We start from the raw sequence: 17454 nt of genomic DNA, 5'->3' as shown, positions 1-17454 counted from the left end.
CTACCGTTCTGCCCGCGATCAGCGGCCGTACGCGCGGATCGTCCCCTGCCCACGCGATAATCGAGGGAACGCCATTCCGAAAAGATCTGCCCAGAGCCGGTGCAGCAGGATGTGAACGACGAAGTCGGCTTCTACACGCCTGCTGGCTCAACGGGCTAACCCGTTCGTCATCCACTCGGACCCCGCGGCTCGTGCACGCGATCTCGAACGTGCAATCCCTCAAGCGCAGGCGCGGGACATGGTCGTACGGAACAGAGTCGAACTGGTCAAGCCCCCAGAGCCTGGCCGGGCGTCCGAGCCGGGCGCTCACACTAGACCAGACCCAAGCCGTTCTCGAGCGGCTAAGCCAACGCGACTGCACGCATACGTCGAGCTCAGCCCCCTGACCGATGTCCGCACCGGAGAGGCGCGGGCTCTGCAATGGGACCACACCGTGGTGTGGGACGACGCCGAAGAATGGCGCCGGGTGGTCAGATGGGGGCGGCCCCGCACTCCGACGATGGGGGTGGCCGCAGCGGGACCAGGTCTTGCGGGTGGGCGGCGTCATCGAAAATCCGGCCTCGTCTTCGACGACGGTCCAGGTCTTGAGCGCCGCCGCCGTCCTTCCACGCGTGGCCAGGTCTCCTTCACCCAACCCGCCACCAGCGCATCGTCGCGTTCGACCGCACGGCGGGCCGGGGCCTGATGGCTCCAGCCGTGCCGGCGCAGCATCTGGCAGATGCCCGCCAGGCTGACGGTCTTGTGGAAACCACGGCCGATCAGCGTCTGGATCCGCGACAAAGTCCAAATCTGATCCGGCCACCCGTGCGCCATCGGGCCCTTGTCGGGCTCGGCTTCCAGCGCCGCCACAATGCCGGGCTCAGATTCGGGCCCCCTGGCGACCCCTTCGAGCGCAGCGCCCGTGCTCCGGCCTGCGCCCAGGCCCTTACGCCACCGCTGCACCGACCAAACGCTGCCCCGCAGCCGCTGGGCGACTGCGGCGTTGTCCACCTCGCTGACGAACAACTCCGCCGCCCTGAACCGAACCTGCTCACGCGCCGCCCGCCGATGAGCAGTCAACCTCCACCTTGCGGATACCTCGTAACCCGGCCTACACCGCCGAGCCCACCCCGACAACATCACACCTAAAACCTCGTTAGCGAGCCACTAACAAACGACCATTCGGGGGAGTGGCGTAGGGGTACGTGTTCAAGCGCATCAACCGCCACGGCAAGCCGCGCTACACCGCCTGCTACGAAGATCTCAAGGGCAAGATCGCGTCGGCGGAGACCTTCTCGTCCAAGAAGGAGACCGACCGGGCCTGGCAGCGCGCCGAGGCCGAGTCGGCAAGGGCCGGGACCTCAACCTCAAGCGAGGCCGGCAGACCTTCAAGACGTACGTCGAGGAGATCTGGCTGACGAACCACGAGGTCGAGCCGAGCACCATGCAGAGCTACCACTACTCGATCTCCAAGCACGTCATGCCCGAGTTCGGCGCCATGCGGAGGATGGACATCCTCCCCGAGCACGTCCGCGCCTGGATCAGCAGCATGAAGAAGAACGGCATCTCGGCCGCGACCATCCGCTACCACAAGGTCGTCCTCAGCGCTATCTTCACCACCGCCCTGAACGACCAGGTGACCTACGTCCACTCCTGCAAAGGAGACCGCACCCCCGTCCCCGAAAAGCCGCTGGAAATCATCAGCTCCGAACAGTTCGACGCCCTCTACCACGGCCTGCCGGGCACCCACTCCAAATTCGTACTTCGAGGGCCTGTATCTCGTCTCCCGGCTTCGGGCACGGTGGATCAACCGCCCCGGCAACATGCTGTGCCTGTGTGCGACCTGCTGCGCGAAGCTCCAGTACGGAAGCTTGGGAGGGCCGGACGTCGTCGAGCAGGTCAGGAATTGGCGTGCGGCCGTGGAAGACGGCGGGCCCGCTGCGCTTTCCCTCACTCTCTGTGGCAAGCCGGTACGCGTGCGCTTCACCGAGAAGCACCTTCTCGAGCTTCAAGCGATCATCGAAAGTGCGACGGTTCCTGCGGAGACTCCGAGTCAGGAAACAGCGACCCGGTGACCCCAGCCTCGCTCCTTTGTGCGCAGCGGCGTGATCGGCGACGGCCAGTGGGGTGATCTCAGGGATTTCGAACGCGGGCACGGTAGGGCAGGCCGTGGCGGTGTATTACCCGCGTCAAGGCGACCGGCGTGAATTTCTGTGCTCCGAGAGGTTAGCGAAGAATACCTGACGAGTACCTTCAAGGTTCGTGGCTGTCGACGGACGATGCGTTCTCTGCCGCTCGTACCCTGCGGAGGGCGCATGACGACGACCACGGTACGTACTGGCCATAGCGGGGCTTGCGAGCGAGCCCGGAAGCCTCCATGCGCATGCTCATGCGGGGGTGCCGAGCACGGCTGGCAGGGTGCCCTCGCCATCGCCGCCGCTCCATCCGACGGAGAGCTTCGAGATCTTGAGCGGGGTGCCGACGAATCCTGGTACGCGGCCAAGAGGCAGGCGGAAAGGTCCAGGGCTCGCCGGCGAAAGCCGTGGCCGGAGACCGAGCGGGGGCAGTCGGCAGCGATCGGATCCTTTATCGCCGATCTCGTCCGATGGCTGCGACGTAACCAGAACATGTACGAGGCCACCAAGCAGGTCGGCGAGCCGTTCCGCGTCTCCCGCGACAAGAATCCGGACATCCCTCTCCGACCTCCCACCCACAAGGATCACGAACGGTTCGTCGAAGATCACGTGATCCCGCGACTGCGCCGCGAGTTCGGTGACCGGAGCATCGATGCTTTCCAGGCCAAGGCTCGCGCTGCGCATTTCTGGTGCGAGCTCCTGGCGCAGACCGCCAATGCCCTGCACATGTTCAAGGAGCGGTACGAGCAGGCGCAGGAGGCGGTCGTCAGGGCGCTCACCCGCGACGACGAACAGCGGCCGGACGGCTGGACCGCCCTACTCGCCGAGGAGGCCGTGATCAAGCGAGCGGTGGCGCTGGTCTTCGAGCACCTACCGAGGATTGTGACCGGCGGTTTCGTCGCCGAGGACGTCTTTCCGCTGGTCTGGCCGGTCCGTGCTTTGGCCGTGCTGATGTGCCGAGAACCCCGCCGTCATGAGGCCGTCCGCGTGTACTGCGTCAACCCGATCGTCGAGTACGGATCGGCGGAGATCCGGGAGCAGGTCAAGGAACGCCTTCGGCAGGCGTTCCCGTTCGACTGGACCGCGCCCCCCACAGCAGGTGGCCTGTGATGGCGGCGCCCCTTGCGGATTGCGGTGTCTCTGCGTCGCGGCGCGTGGCGGGTGACGAACTTGTCGGCTTGGCCGCGGCCGCTGACGTCACCAGCGGGACGGCCAGGACTCAGCGGTCGGAGGCGGACAGGTTGCCCAGACAGTGTTGAACCGCCTCCGAGCCAGCGACTGTGTCTCATTGGCGACGCTGGTGTGGGCGGACGTCTGGGATGCGTGGGGGTTACGGGGTGTGGGTGGCCGGTATCTGACACCGGGGCGGCCCGAAAACGCTCCGGGGCAGGGGTTGGGCGTCGGCGCGATCTAGGCCGGTCCGGGGATCGGCGGGCATAGGGGAGTGCGGGGAGCGGAGGGGGGATGTCGGGGTCCGGCAGGCCGGTTTCGAGGCCGCCGAGGCCCGTCCAACGGTGGTTCCAGGAGGGGCTGGACCACGTCAAGGCGCTGATGCCGGACGTGGAGCCGTACCGCGCGTGGGCCTTGTTCTCCTTCGTCGCCCCGTCGGGGCGGGTCCACGAATTCGACCTGTTCGTCGCGACGCCCGGGGGGCTGTATCTCGTTGAGTTGAAGGCGCGTCCCGGCCGCGTCGTCAACAACGGGGCGACGTGGACGTTCAACGGCCCGGACCGCCCGAGGACGATCCGCAACCCGCTCCCACTGACTGACTGGAAGTCCAAGGAACTGAGGAGTCGGCTGTCCTGGGGGGCCAGAGAGCCCGGATTCTTTAGCGTTCGGGTCCCGAGGGCCGAGCCGGCGGTGTTCCTCACCGCCGAACCTGGTCTCGGACCTGGACGACGTCCAGCGCACCCGCGTGTACGGCCGAGACGACCGACAAACCGGTCTCGGCCGCATCTGGCACGACCTGTTGGGCCCCGGAGAACGAGCAGCGCAGGGTCGCCGCCGATTCCCAAGGCCGCGCGCGGATGGGGTCTGCTCCTCCCCGGCGGCAAACCCCTCTCGCTCTATCACCAGCTCCACGACTGCGCGGCGCTCCTGGCCGACGCCCGGCTCTCGGAGCGGTGCGGAGAGAGCCACGGCGTCCGGCGTGTGAGGCTCGACGAGCTCGGCTCCCGGCAGGATTGCGTCGCCTGCCTGCTGTGTATCAGGAGACGGATTACTCCAAGTTCAGAAGCTGCGCAGTGGACACCGGGGCCGAACGTCACAAAGGCACGCGCCTTGTATGGCGAGCGGACCCGGTAGCAGGGTGGAGCGCGGTGGTGATCTACAAGCTGCGGAACCGCCTCGTCGCGGATATCCGAACGGAGGGGGAGCTGGAGGAGCTGTTCGACCCGTAAGGGGCTCTCTGTTCGGGCAGGAGCGGCAAACGCCGGTGGCTTCTGCCCGAGCGTGAGATAACACTTCGGTGTGTTATGTCCCATCGAGATGGGCTTGAGCGGCTAGCCTGCCTAAGCTCTGGGGCGAAACCGCGAAGGGGGCGCATGGCTTCGGTGGAGGGTCCCGAATGGTCACTGAGGGGAATCGAGCAACGGTCGGGACGGTATCCGCTGCGTGTGGAGGCGCCGGTCCTGCGCGCGATCGAACTGCTGGTACCGGGGATCTCCTCGGTGACCCGGTACGTCCGCTACTACGCCCTGTACGCGGCACTCGGCGCCCACGCCGCCGACCATGACCTGGACGGTGCGGCGAGCCTGCGGCTGTTGCGGCGCAGTGAAGTCGTTCTCGCCGCGGTGTCGCGCTTGCACGACGATCCGGACGCGTGGCCCGGCATGGGACACGCGGTCGACGAGGTCAGGCACGCGCTCGACGGAGACGTCCTGCGCACCGATGCGGCGGCGCGCATGGAGGACGCCGACCATCCGTACTCGCCGCGGCGCTCGGGGTTCTGGTCCCAGTACCTCGGCCCGAGCACGGTACTCGGCACGGCGGTCAACGAAGGCGACGTGCCGCGCCCCGGCAAGCATGCGTGCCCCCCGGAGGTCGAGGCGCTGTTCGCGCCTGTGCTGAGCGCCGCCGACGCCGACGTCCTCGACGGGGCGCGCCTGCGGGCGCTCGCCCCGCTGGCGATGCAGGCTCCCGAACGTCCCGAGGTCCCCTGGATGCGCGGACTGTTCACCGCGACCCGCAACGGGCGCCACGATCCGGAGGAGTGGGGACCCGACGATCGGCGGCGCCGGGCAACCTTCCGGATGCTCGGCCGCGCCGTGGTCCTTCACGGCGGAGACGCCGTCCTCGGCTGGGAGGAGTACGCCCGGTCCGCCGTGGCCTTCGGGCCCGAGGCTGAGACCGACCCGGTGCTGCGTGGCGTCGACAACGTCCTCGGATGGCGCGGGCTGCTGCTGCGCAACTACTCGGTCAGCGCGTGGCGGCGGCTGTGGGCGGCATTGGTCCGCTCGATCGGCTCGCAGGATGGTGAAGCGGACCGGAGCCTCGACGAACTCCGCGCGTGGCTGGCCGACCCCATGCCCGCCACGTCCTTGCGGGCCTGCCTTGAGGAACTGCCCGACACGATGAGCGGCGGGCACCCGGCATCTGCCGAACGGCAGATCATGCAGGACGCCGACCGGCGCGACCCGGTGGTGAACGTGAAGCTGCTCCTGGTCGGTGGGCGCCGCGCCGGCGAGCTCTCCGGCGAGGCTCGCACCACGTTCTTGGGGACGCAGCACGACATCCTCAACCCGCTGTGGGTGGCCCGGCTGATCGACGACTTCGCGAACCGGCCGATGCGGGACCTGGCCGTCCGGTTGGTGGACGACATGCTCGCGCAGGCCCGCCGCATCGCGCTGGCCAAGACCCAGCCCGACGCGAACGGGCGGATGAAAGTCTTCTCCCGCGTGCACGAACGCGGAGGCCGTTACTACAAGACCGGTGACGAGGGCGACGGCGACATCGGCACCCGCCTGCACCAGGCCGGGGACTTCGCCGAGCAACTCGGCCTCCTCACCCGCGCCGACGACGGGAGGGCGTCCCTCACGCCCCCGGGAGCCGAACTGCTGGAGGTGGGGGAGTGACCTGGGAGTTCAGCTCGCCGCTCACCCTGCTCGGCGAATGGCGCGACCGCACCGACGAGGCCGAGCTGCACGAGCTCCTGCTGCTCGGCTTCACCGTCGACCTGCCGTTCCTGGAGAAGACGGCGATCCCGACCGCGCGGGCGCTCGGCGCCCGCATCACGGTGATCGGCGACGCCGGGCAAGGTCTGTACGACCCGGTCGACGTGCGGATGGCTGGAAGGTCCTACTTCCACGGCCTGGCCGCCTGCCGCGGCTCGTTCCACCCGAAGCTCGCCCTGCTGATCGGCGCGCATGAGGCCGTCGCGGCGATCGGCTCGGGCAATCCGACCATGGCCGGCTGGGGGTACAACGATGAACTGTGGACCGTCCTGCGCGGCCACGAGACCGACGCACCCGAGCCGTTCCGAGAACTGAGCCGATGGCTGGCCGCCTTGAGTGACCAGGTCCCCGTCCCGCAGTATGCGGCGGAGTTGCTGAAGGAAACCGCGGCCAGGCTTGCGGACTTCCAGACCGTCCCGCACCCGGCGCGGGTGCTGCACAACCTCGAAACCGGATTGCTCGATCAGCTCCCTGCGGGGCCCGTCGACGAACTGCACCTGTACGCGCCGTTCATCGGCCGAGACGGCCGCGCCCTGGCCCGGATCGTCAAGCGCCTCGCCCCCACCCGGGTCGTCCTCGGCGTCCAGGAGCGCTGGAGCAGCTACGACGGCGACGCGGTCCTGCGCTCGCTCGTCGACGCGGCGGACACAGAGTTGCGGCTCCTCGCCGAGCAGCGGCCGCGCCACGGCAAGCTGCTGGAATGGCGGACCGGTGACCGGTGGACAGCCTTGACCGGCAGCGCCAACCTCACCGGCGCCGCGCTGCTGGACGCCGTCGCAGGCGGTGGCAACTGCGAACTGGGCGTCCTCGCCCCGGTCCCGTCACCGCTCATGCCGAAGGGCACCGCCACGGCCGTCATGCACCTGAAAGGGCGACGCACCGTCCGACCTGTGGAAGGACGGCCGGGGCTGCTGGTCATCGGTGCCCTGCTCACCGGGGCGGGGCTGCTCCAGGTCACCCTGGCGCATTCCTATGACGTGGACGTCGCCGTCGAGGTGTCGCCGGACGGCTCACCGGGGTCGTGGACCAGGATCGGTACGGTCTCGGCCGGGCGCACTGCCCAGGAGTTTGCCGTCCCCGAGTTCGCGGGCGCGGTGGTGCGCATCGTCGACCCGCGCGTCGACGGCCGGACCGAGTCGCCCCCGGTCTTCGTCGTCCATCCCGCCCGCTGCGCGCGCCGCCAGACGGACGAGAACCGGCCCCGCCTCCGCCACGGCTACACGGAAGAGGAGATCTTCACCGACGAGGAGCTGGCCCGCCGCTTCCGCTACGACCTGCTCCGCCTGTCCGACCAGCTCGCCGGACACCGCACCGTGCAGCCCGCCCGGACGACCTCGCCTTCGCAGACGTCCGCCGTCCACGACCGCTACGCGTCCTACCTGGAGGATTGCGAGCGGACCATCGGTCGGCCCCTCACTCTGAAGCTGTTCGGCGGGACGGCCACACCCGGCCTCACCCTGGGCCCGCGTTGGGGGCCGGCCGCCGACGACGTCCTCGACGAGGATCTGGACGCGTCAGACGGCGCCCCCGAGGACACCGACCAGGAGGAGATGCCGCCCGATCGCAAGCGGGAGTGGCGTCAGTGGACCGCCCGGGCCGTGGAGCAGACCGTACCCCGCGAAGGGGAATCAGGACCGCTGATGCTGCGCGTGCTCGTGGCCCGGCTGTTCGTCCAACTGCTCGGCCACGGTGTCTGGAGATTCGACGACGACTCCTGGCGTGCGCCGCTCGCCCGGCTGACAGAAGGTCTGGTGCCCCGCGCCCAGGACGAGATACCGGACGAGGCCGTCCAGCACGTGACGGCGGTCACCGCGGTCTGCATGGGACTGCTGCTCAGCGAGGCCTCCCTCACAGGCGGTGCTCCCCATGACCTGCTTGCGGCTCGCACCTGGGAGGCCGTCAAAGAGCGGGTCGCGGAGGCGGAGACCGACATTGCCGAGGATCTGCTCATCCCGCCGAGGCTGGCGCACGCGCATGTGCTGGGCCGCTCCGGTTGGGAACGGCTACTCGACCTGGCGCACTCGGACGATCCGGTGGCCCTCATCGCCGCCGAGCTCGCCGATGAGCAACTGACACTGGAATCCGACCACGGGATCTACCTGGTCACCGGGAAGTTCAGCAACCCGGTCCCGGTCGCGGCCCGCGTCGCCGCCCTCCTCGGACGACACCTGGAGAACGTCCTCGTGCACGCCGTCACGGACGGCCGGTGGACCTTCGTGGCGTGGCAGCGGCCCCACCTCGCCGTCGCCGGTTCCCGCGCCATGTGGCCGGGATGGCGCGTGTACCGCGTCCCGCCGTCGGGCACGCCGGAGTCGCGGCTGACCGGCGGCGAGGGACCGCCGAGGGCCGGTCTCGTCGCCGGACCGGTGCCCCTCGGGCGGACGCCGCCGGGAGCGCTGGAACTCCTGGAACGGGCCGGGGTGGACCCCACCGACCTCCTTCGGAGGCTCCTCGACCATGGACCATGACCGGCTTCGGCCAGTCAGGTCCGGCAGGTGGGCGGGTGACCTGGAATCGGGCGCGGGGCTCGGGACGGCCCCGCGCGGCAGGGGTGTGCGCGCAGGTGAGCCGAGGGGAGTCGACGAGCGGCGGAACTGTACCTGCGGGACGTCCTGGACATCCCCGAAGAGGTCCTCGCCGGTGACTACAAGGCCGAGCTGACCGGCGGGTTCGACGAGGCCGACCAGCGCATCGACGAGTACGTCGTCACCGACCAGCTCAAGCAAGGCTTCCGCGACTCGCTGAGCCTGGTGAAGGCGCCGGTGCGGGGTGGCAAGTCGAACGCCGCCTACCTGCACGGGTCGTTCGGCTCCGGTAAGAGTCACTTCATAACCGTGCTTCACGCGCACCCCCCTCGTCCAAGCCCTCGCGGACGCCGACTACGACATCTCCGACCAGGAGCTCGCATCCGCCCTCGTCTCCGCCTCGGCCGTGCTGCGCTGCCTCGAAGGCGTCCAATGGGGAGTGCTGGACGGCGTCGCCGCCTTCGCTGGCCGCGGAGACTCTGTCGGCGCACGCGCCGAACGGCTCGTGCAGGATGTCACCAGGGCGGCGCGGGCGGACGAGTTCGTCCAGACTCTCCCGCCCGTGCTGGAGGCGGCGAACGAGCGTGCCGCAGCCGCGAACGCCCGCCGGAAGCCCACCCAGTCATGGGCGCAGGCGCGTCGAGCCGACACACCTCGAACACGCGCTTAGCGAAGCCGTCGCGGAGATCCAGGCGGAAATCCGGGCGTTCGCCGCGGCCAACCCGGGCGTGCCCATCGACATCGCCTGGCAGCCCGCCGGGGCAGGCTCCTCCGACGGTGCCGACGGAGAACGCGCCGACGGCGGCGACGAAGCGCCTGGCAGGTGAGCACGCCCCCCCGTGATACATCGGCGGGTGCTGGAGGCGTTGCTCGACATCGAACTGCCGAGGAGGAACGCCGGCGACACCCGCCAGGCTCGTCGTCGTCCACGGCAGGTACCGGGACGGCGCTCCACCGAGTTCGGCATCCGGTTCGGTGAGCGGCAGCGTCGCGTCCGGGTGAGCGACCAGACGTCCGTTCTCGGCGTCATTAACGCATGGGAGAAACACACCTCCGGTAACGGCGACGGCTCCAAGGCCATCCCCGTCGTTACTACCGGAGTGGACGACCACCAGCTTGGCGCGGACCTGCGCGCCCACGCCCTCGGCCGCCGCGCGCTCAGCGTCGACCGGGCGGAGATAGCCAAGCAGCGGTTCGGCGCGGCGGACCTCGACCCGCGCATCCGCCAGGAACCGTGGCTGATCGACGTTCTGCTGGACGCCGAGTCCTCCGACTGCTCCGCGTTCGCCGGGAGTCGCCGAGATCTCCAGTCAGCGCCCGCCGCGGGCCGCCCGTGCGCTCGGTCTCCCTCGCACGTACGCCTACCACCTCGCAAAACACGGAGACTTCCCCTGCAAGGTCATTCGAATCGGTACCTGTAACCGAGTTCCCACCGCAGCTCTTCGAGCCCTGCTCGATGCTGAGGAAGACCGGGAGGAGCATTTGCTCCCTCTGATGGTCGCCGCCCCAGCTGCTCCCGGCCGGGGCAGCTGCCTGCGAAGGATTCTCGGCGGCAACGGGGGGTCTCGGTAGTGGCCGGGCTGGATGTCTCCGAAGCTTGCGGAGAAGCGACTGTCGGCGGGTTTGAACGCCGCTAGATGCGCCGCTGGCGCTGGTGGCGAATGAACTGGCTACTCGCGGCGGGACGTGGGCTCGTCGCTCGCGGCGACGGCGCTGGGGCCGGGGTCGTCCGGCCTCGGGCTCCGATGGTGCTCCGGATCGGTGAGGATCATGGGGGAGCGGTGGGACCGGGAGTGTGAACATCTGGTGGGCTGGAGCGGGCCGGGGCCGGTTCTTCTGGTCCCGTGTGAACCGGGCGAGTGCCGCCAGGGGCGGCTGAGTTCGCTAACGAACGGCTAACTAACGATCAAGAGGCCGGTCCTCCGTGGGGAGGAAACGGCCTCTTAGCTGGTACATCTCTGTCGGGACGGCGGGATTTGAACCCACGACCCCTTGACCCCAGGACGGCGGGGGAGCGGTCGGCGCAGCTCAGAATAACTTTCGAACGTGTGTGCGAAGTGCTGTGATCGGGGGCGTGTTCGCCGTGAGGCATAGTGTGTGGTCCCTGCGTGGTCCCCGGCGTTGAGGTCAGGACAGTGAGGTACCTGTCCGCAGCATAAGACGGGGTCATGTTCGCTGCGCGTGGCATCGCATGGCTTCCACGATCAACCTGTAGGACGGATTTTTCCAGTCCGTCCCAGGCTACACGGCACCTTGAAACATGAACATCAATTGTTCAAGACTGTTGGCCTCGGGCCAAAAATGGTCAGACGCCCCTTCATAGTCCGGTCTGCACGCTAGACTGCTCGAAGCGGAATGCGTAACACTTGAGGACAGTACACGAAAGGCGGAAAACTGTGAGCAACGGTGCTATTGAATGGTTCGACTCAACCTTGCCTCTCTTCTCTAGGCTGAAGATCGAGGTTGATTTTATCCTAGAGCATTCAATCAATGATGCTGCACTGAAAGTTCATTCCATTTCTAGTAGAGTAAAAGAAAGGAGTAGTTTTGTCGAGAAAATCGAGAGGAAGGCTTATAGGCAACCTCAGAATGAGATCGAAGATTGCGTTGGATTTCGCATAGTATGCCTCTTTCTTGCCGATCTTAAGCGATTGGATGACCTAATTCACCAAAATTTCAAGGTATTGCGCTCTGAGAATAAAATAGAAGGTAGTGTTGATGATTCCTCGGAGTTTGGATACATGTCTCATCACTACATATGCGGTCTGCCGGAGAGGTATTCCGGACCAAGGTATGACGATCTCAAGGAAATCGTCTTTGAGGTCCAATGTCGCACGATTTTGATGGATGCATGGGCTAATGTGTCGCATTATCTGGACTATAAAGGCGAGGCAAGTATTCCTAGTCATCTAAAGCGAGATTTCCATGCATTGAGTGGTCTGTTTTATGTTGCAGACAAACACTTCCAAGTCTTCTTTGAAGAGGCTGTAGAGTCTCGCCGAGTAGCTGTGATGGATGTTTCGCGCGGGGACAATACAGTTGAGCTCAACGCGGACACTGTAGCCGCGCTATTGGTCGAGCTTTATCCGGATCGAAATGTTTCGCCGACGAAAGATGTGTCTGAGTTTGTGGAAGAGTTGGCGCACCTTGGCATGCATGAAACAATTGGCCAATTGAGATCGGATCTACTCAAGGGGATAAGGGCGGCCGAAGCGTCCGAGCGAGATAATCCTCCCGAGCTTAAAGTGGGTAATCGATACACAGGGGTTGGGATAGCTCGGACCGTTATCCAGATCATCTATCCTCAATTTAGGCAAGAAAAAAGAGACCCTAGCGACGATTTTGATCCTTATTACAATCCTTATAGAGAACTGTTGGATAACAGTTCTCAATAGTTGATAGGGAGCTGGATGGTTCCGGACTTGTGTGGGGGCGGGGCCTCGTAGCCTGGTGCGGCGGACGGGCGGCACCTGCCTGCCCGCACTGGCCCGTCGCGAGGCCCCGCGCGGGGTCCCGCGCAAGTCGGGAACCGGCCAGCGGCACCCGGCCAGAGTGCGCAACCTCGTGTGACTGGACCCGTCTGCGAGCGGTCCCGCGGTACCTGATGCTTTCGCGCCTGCCGACCGGCGCCGGCCTGGTCCTGTCGCCGGCGCCTGAGCAGAGGTGTCAGGGCCAGGCGCCGAGTCGGCGGCGCGTGCGGCCCGGTTCTCGGGCCGCCTTGAAGACGTACAGAAAGTTTGCACAGTGCAGCAAGCGCGGGATGGACCTGGACGAAGCTTTCTGGTGCAGTGGCTGGTGCTCAGCCGAGAGAACGAAGCACCTCGCGAAACTCGGTAGTCGCTGGTTCGTCGGGGAACCGCTGCTCCAGCTCGGAGTCGAGTTCACTGGCGACCATCAAGAGAGATGGCAGGGACTTTCGGCTGGTGCTTAGAGCAGTCTGGCCGAGCGAGACAGCTCGCTCTAGATCGCCCGCACGGGCTGCGGAGACACCGAGGGTGAGTCTCGCTTCGGCCATACGCATCGGTGAACGCTCGGAACCATCGGGCGCCGTAGCAGACGCGATGACTTCTTCGGCGTGGGCTACGGCAAGTGCGTCTTCACCGGCTAGCCGGTAAACATCCGTGGCGTAGAAGTCCCACTTGGCCGGATCCACGATGAAGTGGTTGTCCGTGTTCTCCGGTTCTGGGAACTTGCTGAGGATGCTTTGACCATGCTCTAGCCTTTGTCGCAACTCTTCGGTCTTGCCCATACGAGCCAAAGCTTTGCTCTCCTGGGCGACGAGTTGGACGACGACAGGATGGTTTTGGGCACCATCCTGAGTGGCACACGCAGCGGAAATGACGTCTCGATAGCGCCCCTGGTTTAGCGCAAACCAGGCTGACATTTCATGAGACCAGCCAATGATCTCGTTGTTGCCTGCCTCGGTTCCGAGCTTGTGAGCGGCTGCGCGCGTCACTTCCGCTGCCGTTCGAAGGCCCATGTCGTATTCCAGGCATCCGACGAGCAGGGCAAGCCACCCGGTAGCCGTGAGAAGTTCAGAATGAGCCTTAAGGCAAACAGGCCTGCGAGTCATGTCGGATATACGCCGCAGCCACGCATGTGCGTCGTTTCGGAGATCATCCGCATCGCGGTACGGATACTCGCAGCCGAGTTGAAACACAGTCGCATTGAGTGCTTCAAACGTGGTTGCATCGGTGTCGGATTTTTGAATCCGGCCTATGAGCTCTGCAGTTTGCCACGGCCGCAGATCACGACTTGCCGAAATATCGGCGTGGGCCGCCGAGATCAGCTCACCTCGGGCTTGCAGGGCTACGTCACATGTGCGAGCCACGTCCTCAGACGGAGTTTTTTCCTGTCTCTAGTTTGGAGAGATAGCCCTTGTCGTAGCGAACCAACTGGGCAAACGCGTTAGAGACAGCTCCCGCTCTTGGTGGAGTTGCCTCAGCATGTCTCCGAACACCGTCATGCCTGTCACCTTACGTGCGGTGTTGCTGTTGCCTCAATTGCCCCGTTGCCTTGGGCAACGGAGTGCATCGGACAACACCTTCAAGTCTACGTGTGAGTGTCGTCTCATGGTGATCACGCACAGGGGAAGCGCACCGAGAGGCGGTGCGGCCCTGGATCGGAAGGGGAGCTTGATGAAGCTCTACGTGGACACCAGTGCGAAGCAGGTCATGGTGTCGAAGGAGCCGGTCGAGAAGACGGACCAGAACGGTCGTCAGCGGACCGAGCGGAACACCGGCCGGCCGATGTGGTCGACGCACGTGTTCGTCCAGGACGACGACGGCGGCGAGGTCATCACCGTCACCACGGCGGGTGAGAAGCCGAGCGTGAAGGTGGGACAGTTCGTCACCGTGTCCAGGTTGGAGGCCCTGCCGTGGGCGACCAATGGGCGCAACGGCGTGGCGTTCCGCGCGGAGGAGATCAAGGAGGAGATCAAGACGGCCGGTCCGGTGGCCAAGTCGGCCTGACCGGGGCTCCTGGCTCCAGCATCGCAAGTCTGCTGCATCTGGTGACTCACGGAGGGGCCGAACCGATGGCTCCGAAGATCGAACCGTCCCCGAAGCGGGACGCCGCACCCGGATGCCGCTTCGATCAGCGCGGCCGGAGAGGCTCTGAGCGTCCATCTGAGGGCCCGTAGGTCCCCGGATGGTCCCCGGCTCCGGGCCGTCTAGATCATGACGGCTACGGCCACCAGGAACACAAAAGCCCTGTTGACCTCGGATTACTCCGTGATCGACATGGCTTCCTGTTCTGTCGGGACGGCGGGATTTGAACCCACGACCCCTTGACCCCCAGTCAAGTGCGCTGCCAAACTGCGCTACGTCCCGGTGCCCGCCGCAGCAGGCGTGATAACTCTAGCGCAGTCTGGAGGGTCCTGCGTACAGGGTTTGGGGGGCGGCGGTGCCGGGTGGGGGATGGGGGCGCGGGTTCGTGGCGGGCGTGGTGCTCGTCGGGGGCTGGTGTGCGGGTGCGGGGGCGGGGACGAGGCGCCCAAGCGGGCGGGGACGACGTCGGCGCGGGCTTCGGAGCGGCCTTCCCAAGGAGCGGTGAGGCCGTCGCGGAGGGGCGTTCGGGTGCCTGCGGGGGTCGCTGCGGGGTACGTGGTGGTGCGGCGGGGGAAGGTCGTTCTGAGGTATCGGGAACGGGCGGTGTTCCGGTCGGCGTCGGTGGTGAAGCTGCTCATCGCGCTCGATCATCTGCGGGGCGGGAAGAGGGACGTGCGGCTGCTGGAGCCGATGCTGCGGTCGAGCGATGACCGGGCGGCCACCGAACTGTGGCGGCGGGGCGGGCGCGGGGAGATCATCGAGCGGATGGTCCGGCTGGTGGGGTTGAGGGACACGGCGCCGCCGCCGGCGGACAAGCCCGGGTTCTGGGGGTACACGGCGCTGAGCGCGGGGACGTGGCCCGGGTCTACCGGTACTTGATGAGGGTTCCGGAGGGCAAGGTCGTTCTGGGGTACCTCCGGAAGTCCACGCGGTGCGGGGCCGACGGGTTCGATCAGAGCTTCGGGATCCCGCGGCTGGGACGGGACGCGGCCGTCAAGCAGGGGTGGTCCGGGTTCGGCGACGTTCCCGCGGTGCGGTGCCGGGGAACGCGGTTAGGGTCGCGGCACCGCTGGGGATCGGACGGCCCGTGCTGCATACGACCGGGGTCGTCGGAGACCGGATCGTGGTCGTTCTGACACTCCAGCCGGCGGGGTCGGGCTTCGAGGCCGGAGCGAAGCGGGTCACGGCGTTGACCCGGCAGGTGTACGCGGCGAGCTAGGCCATGCGCCGTGGTCGTTCGGGGGTGGCGAGGTGATGTGCTTGATCCAGATGGGAACGGTCCCGCAGAGGTGTGGACGACCGTCCGCCGGTGGGGCGAAGCGGTCGTTCCGCACTTCGTGAGAAGGAGGTCGCATGGTGGTGTCCGGGAGGCCCGAGCCGAGGCTGGACGGGAAGGTCGCGATCGTCACGGGCGCTGCGCGCGGGCAGGGCGAGAGTGAGGCGCGGCTGTTCGCCGCGGCCGGGGCGCGCGTCGTCCTGACCGACCTGCTGGCGGACGAGGGGGAGGCCGTCGCCGCGTCGATCGGCGAGGCCGCGGTGTTCGTCCGGCACGACGTGACGTCGGCGGACGGCTGGGCCGAGGTGGCGGAACGGGCGCGCGAGGCGTTCGGCCGGATCGACGTGCTGGTCAACAACGCCGGGATCTGGCGGACGGCGCCCGTCGACCAGGAGACCGAGGAGCGCTTCGAACGGATCCTGCGGATCAATCTCGTCGGACCGTTCCTCGGGATCCGGGCGGTGGTGCCGTCGATGCGCGAGGCGGGCGGCGGGTCGATCGTCAACATCTCCTCGACGGCGGGTCTGCGCGGGATCCCGGGGCACGCGGCGTACGGGTCGTCGAAGTTCGGGCTGCGGGGGCTGACCCGTTCGTCCGCGCTGGACCTGGCGGCCGACGGGATCCGGGTCAACTCGGTGCACCCGGGCGCGATCGACACGCCGATGATCGCGGCAGCCGGGTACGAGCGCGGCGCGGGCGGGTTCGACCGCGCGCCGCTGCACAGGGTCGGCGTGCCGGAGGACGTGGCGGAACTGGTGCTGTTCCTCGCCTCAGATGCCTCCTCGTACATCACCGGGACGGAGTTCGCGATCGACGGCGGGCTGACTACTGGCTGACAATGCGGCAGGTCAGGAGGGACCTGATCCGCGCCGGACGGGTCCGGAGGTCAGTCCCAGTGGTCGCCCCAGCCCCACGGGCCGGCCAGTGCCCAGTCCGCCGCGGACGGGGCGGGCGCGGAGGGTTCGAGGCCGAAACCTCCCCGGAAGAACACGAGTGGGGCCGGGCCCGTCTCGGTCTCCAGTTCCAGCACCCGCCCGATCACCACGTCGTGGTCCCCGGCGACGTGCACCGCGTCGACCTCCGCGTGTACGCGCAGCAGGACGCCTGGGAGCGCCGGGGTGCCCCAGCGGGACGTCTCCCACGCGAGCCCGTCGAACTTCTCGCCGTTGCTCGACCCGAACCGGCGGCACAGGTCGTCCTGGTGCTCGCCCAGGACGTTCACGCAGAACTGTCCGACCGCGCGGATCCTGGGCCAGCTCCGTCCGCTGTGACCGGCGCAGAACAGCACGAGCGGCGGATCGAGCGACACCGAGGCGAACGACTGGCACGCGAAGCCGACCGGCCCTTCGGCGTCCGCGGCCGTGATCACGGTGACGCCGGTCGCGAACTCGCCGAGCGCGCGCCGGAACTCAGGGGCGGACGGCGGGATCGTGCGGGACGCAGACGCCCGGCCGGCGCCCGTCGCCTGCCGGGCCTGTGCGGAGCCGGTCGCGGCGCTCTCGCCGTGCTCGGTGGCCTCCGCGGTTTCTGCGTGATCGGCGGTCATGGGCGTTCACCTCGGGGTGCGTCGGTCCGGTCGGGGGTGCCGGGGCTCGTCCTTCGACCGTAGGCCGCGGAACGGGCGGCGCAAGTCGGGCGTCCCCGACGAGTGGGAACGGAACCCCCGCCCCCAGGATCCCGCTGTCCGGGATCCCGCCCGCCACCGGCCCCGTTCCGCTGGCGCGGTGGGGCGGCACCCGACCGGCCGGAGGCCCTGCTGTTGTTGTACGGCTCGGTGGTCGGTGTTACCGGCTGGCGAAACTTCCGCGGCAGAGTGTG

General features: G+C 67.3%; 14 protein-coding genes and 1 tRNA gene. 11 read left to right on the top strand and 4 right to left on the bottom strand.

Annotated elements, in window-relative coordinates:
- Positions 1-543 precede the first annotated feature (543 nt).
- Positions 544-1005, bottom strand: coding sequence for a winged helix-turn-helix domain-containing protein (locus GEV43_RS44615; RefSeq protein ID WP_160826645.1), 462 nt, complete (start codon positions 1003-1005; stop codon positions 544-546).
- A gap of 179 nt (positions 1006-1184) precedes the next feature.
- On the opposite strand from GEV43_RS44615, the gene GEV43_RS52890 reads away from it, so the two are divergent.
- The 8 genes from GEV43_RS52890 (at position 1185) to GEV43_RS44580 (ending at position 12206) form a co-directional block, all read left to right on the top strand.
- Positions 1185-1397: a hypothetical protein gene (locus tag GEV43_RS52890; RefSeq protein ID WP_241684518.1), complete on the top strand. Its 213-nt coding sequence runs from the start codon at positions 1185-1187 to the stop codon at positions 1395-1397.
- Positions 1398-1423: 26 nt separating this feature from the next.
- Positions 1424-2110 carry a hypothetical protein gene (locus tag GEV43_RS56840; protein ID WP_375539151.1) on the top strand — a complete coding sequence of 229 codons (687 nt, stop codon included), beginning with the start codon at positions 1424-1426 and terminating at the stop codon, positions 2108-2110.
- Positions 2111-2606: 496 nt separating this feature from the next.
- Positions 2607-3224, top strand: coding sequence for a hypothetical protein (locus GEV43_RS44605; RefSeq protein WP_160826644.1), 618 nt, complete (start codon positions 2607-2609; stop codon positions 3222-3224).
- 354 nt (positions 3225-3578) lie between these two features.
- Positions 3579-4418, top strand: a complete 840-nt coding sequence (locus GEV43_RS56835) for an NERD domain-containing protein (RefSeq protein ID WP_375539150.1) — start codon at positions 3579-3581, stop codon at positions 4416-4418.
- 311 nt (positions 4419-4729) lie between these two features.
- Positions 4730-6187, top strand: a complete 1458-nt coding sequence (locus GEV43_RS44595; RefSeq protein ID WP_160826643.1) for a hypothetical protein — start codon at positions 4730-4732, stop codon at positions 6185-6187.
- Positions 6184-8754, top strand: coding sequence for a hypothetical protein (locus GEV43_RS44590; protein WP_160826642.1), 2571 nt, complete (start codon positions 6184-6186; stop codon positions 8752-8754). The genes GEV43_RS44595 and GEV43_RS44590 overlap by 4 nt, the downstream gene beginning before the upstream one ends.
- 911 nt (positions 8755-9665) lie before the next feature.
- Positions 9666-10232, top strand: coding sequence for a hypothetical protein (locus tag GEV43_RS47550; protein WP_160826641.1), 567 nt, complete (start codon positions 9666-9668; stop codon positions 10230-10232).
- A gap of 975 nt (positions 10233-11207) precedes the next feature.
- Positions 11208-12206 carry a GTP pyrophosphokinase family protein gene (locus GEV43_RS44580; RefSeq protein ID WP_160826640.1) on the top strand — a complete coding sequence of 333 codons (999 nt, stop codon included), beginning with the start codon at positions 11208-11210 and terminating at the stop codon, positions 12204-12206.
- A gap of 404 nt (positions 12207-12610) precedes the next feature.
- Here GEV43_RS44580 and GEV43_RS44575 read toward each other — a convergent pair whose 3' ends face one another.
- Positions 12611-13642 (bottom strand): XRE family transcriptional regulator, encoded by a 1032-nt coding sequence (locus GEV43_RS44575; RefSeq protein WP_206681711.1) that lies wholly within the window; start codon positions 13640-13642, stop codon positions 12611-12613.
- Between the two features lie 307 nt (positions 13643-13949).
- On the opposite strand from GEV43_RS44575, the gene GEV43_RS44570 reads away from it, so the two are divergent.
- Positions 13950-14282: a hypothetical protein gene (locus tag GEV43_RS44570; RefSeq protein ID WP_160826639.1), complete on the top strand. Its 333-nt coding sequence runs from the start codon at positions 13950-13952 to the stop codon at positions 14280-14282.
- 286 nt (positions 14283-14568) lie between these two features.
- On the opposite strand, the gene GEV43_RS44565 is transcribed toward GEV43_RS44570, so the two are convergent.
- Positions 14569-14642: transfer RNA gene (locus GEV43_RS44565), tRNA-Pro, on the bottom strand.
- Positions 14643-14888: 246 nt separating this feature from the next.
- On the opposite strand from GEV43_RS44565, the gene GEV43_RS48880 reads away from it, so the two are divergent.
- Positions 14889-15239 (top strand): hypothetical protein, encoded by a 351-nt coding sequence (locus GEV43_RS48880; RefSeq protein ID WP_206681710.1) that lies wholly within the window; start codon positions 14889-14891, stop codon positions 15237-15239.
- A 474-nt stretch (positions 15240-15713) separates the two neighbouring features.
- On the top strand, positions 15714-16472 hold the full coding sequence (locus GEV43_RS44555) for a glucose 1-dehydrogenase (protein ID WP_160826638.1): 759 nt from the start codon (positions 15714-15716) through the stop codon (positions 16470-16472).
- A 50-nt stretch (positions 16473-16522) separates the two neighbouring features.
- On the opposite strand, the gene GEV43_RS44550 is transcribed toward GEV43_RS44555, so the two are convergent.
- The gene (locus GEV43_RS44550) at positions 16523-17182 is read right to left on the bottom strand and encodes a flavin reductase family protein (protein WP_160826637.1); all 660 of its coding nucleotides are present in this window, start codon (positions 17180-17182) and stop codon (positions 16523-16525) included.
- Positions 17183-17454: the final 272 nt, after the last annotated feature.

The organism is Actinomadura sp. J1-007 (assembly GCF_009793335.1).
Lineage (GTDB): Bacteria > Actinomycetota > Actinomycetes > Streptosporangiales > Streptosporangiaceae > Spirillospora > Spirillospora yumaensis.
This window is presented reverse-complemented; position numbering and strand designations above follow the sequence as displayed.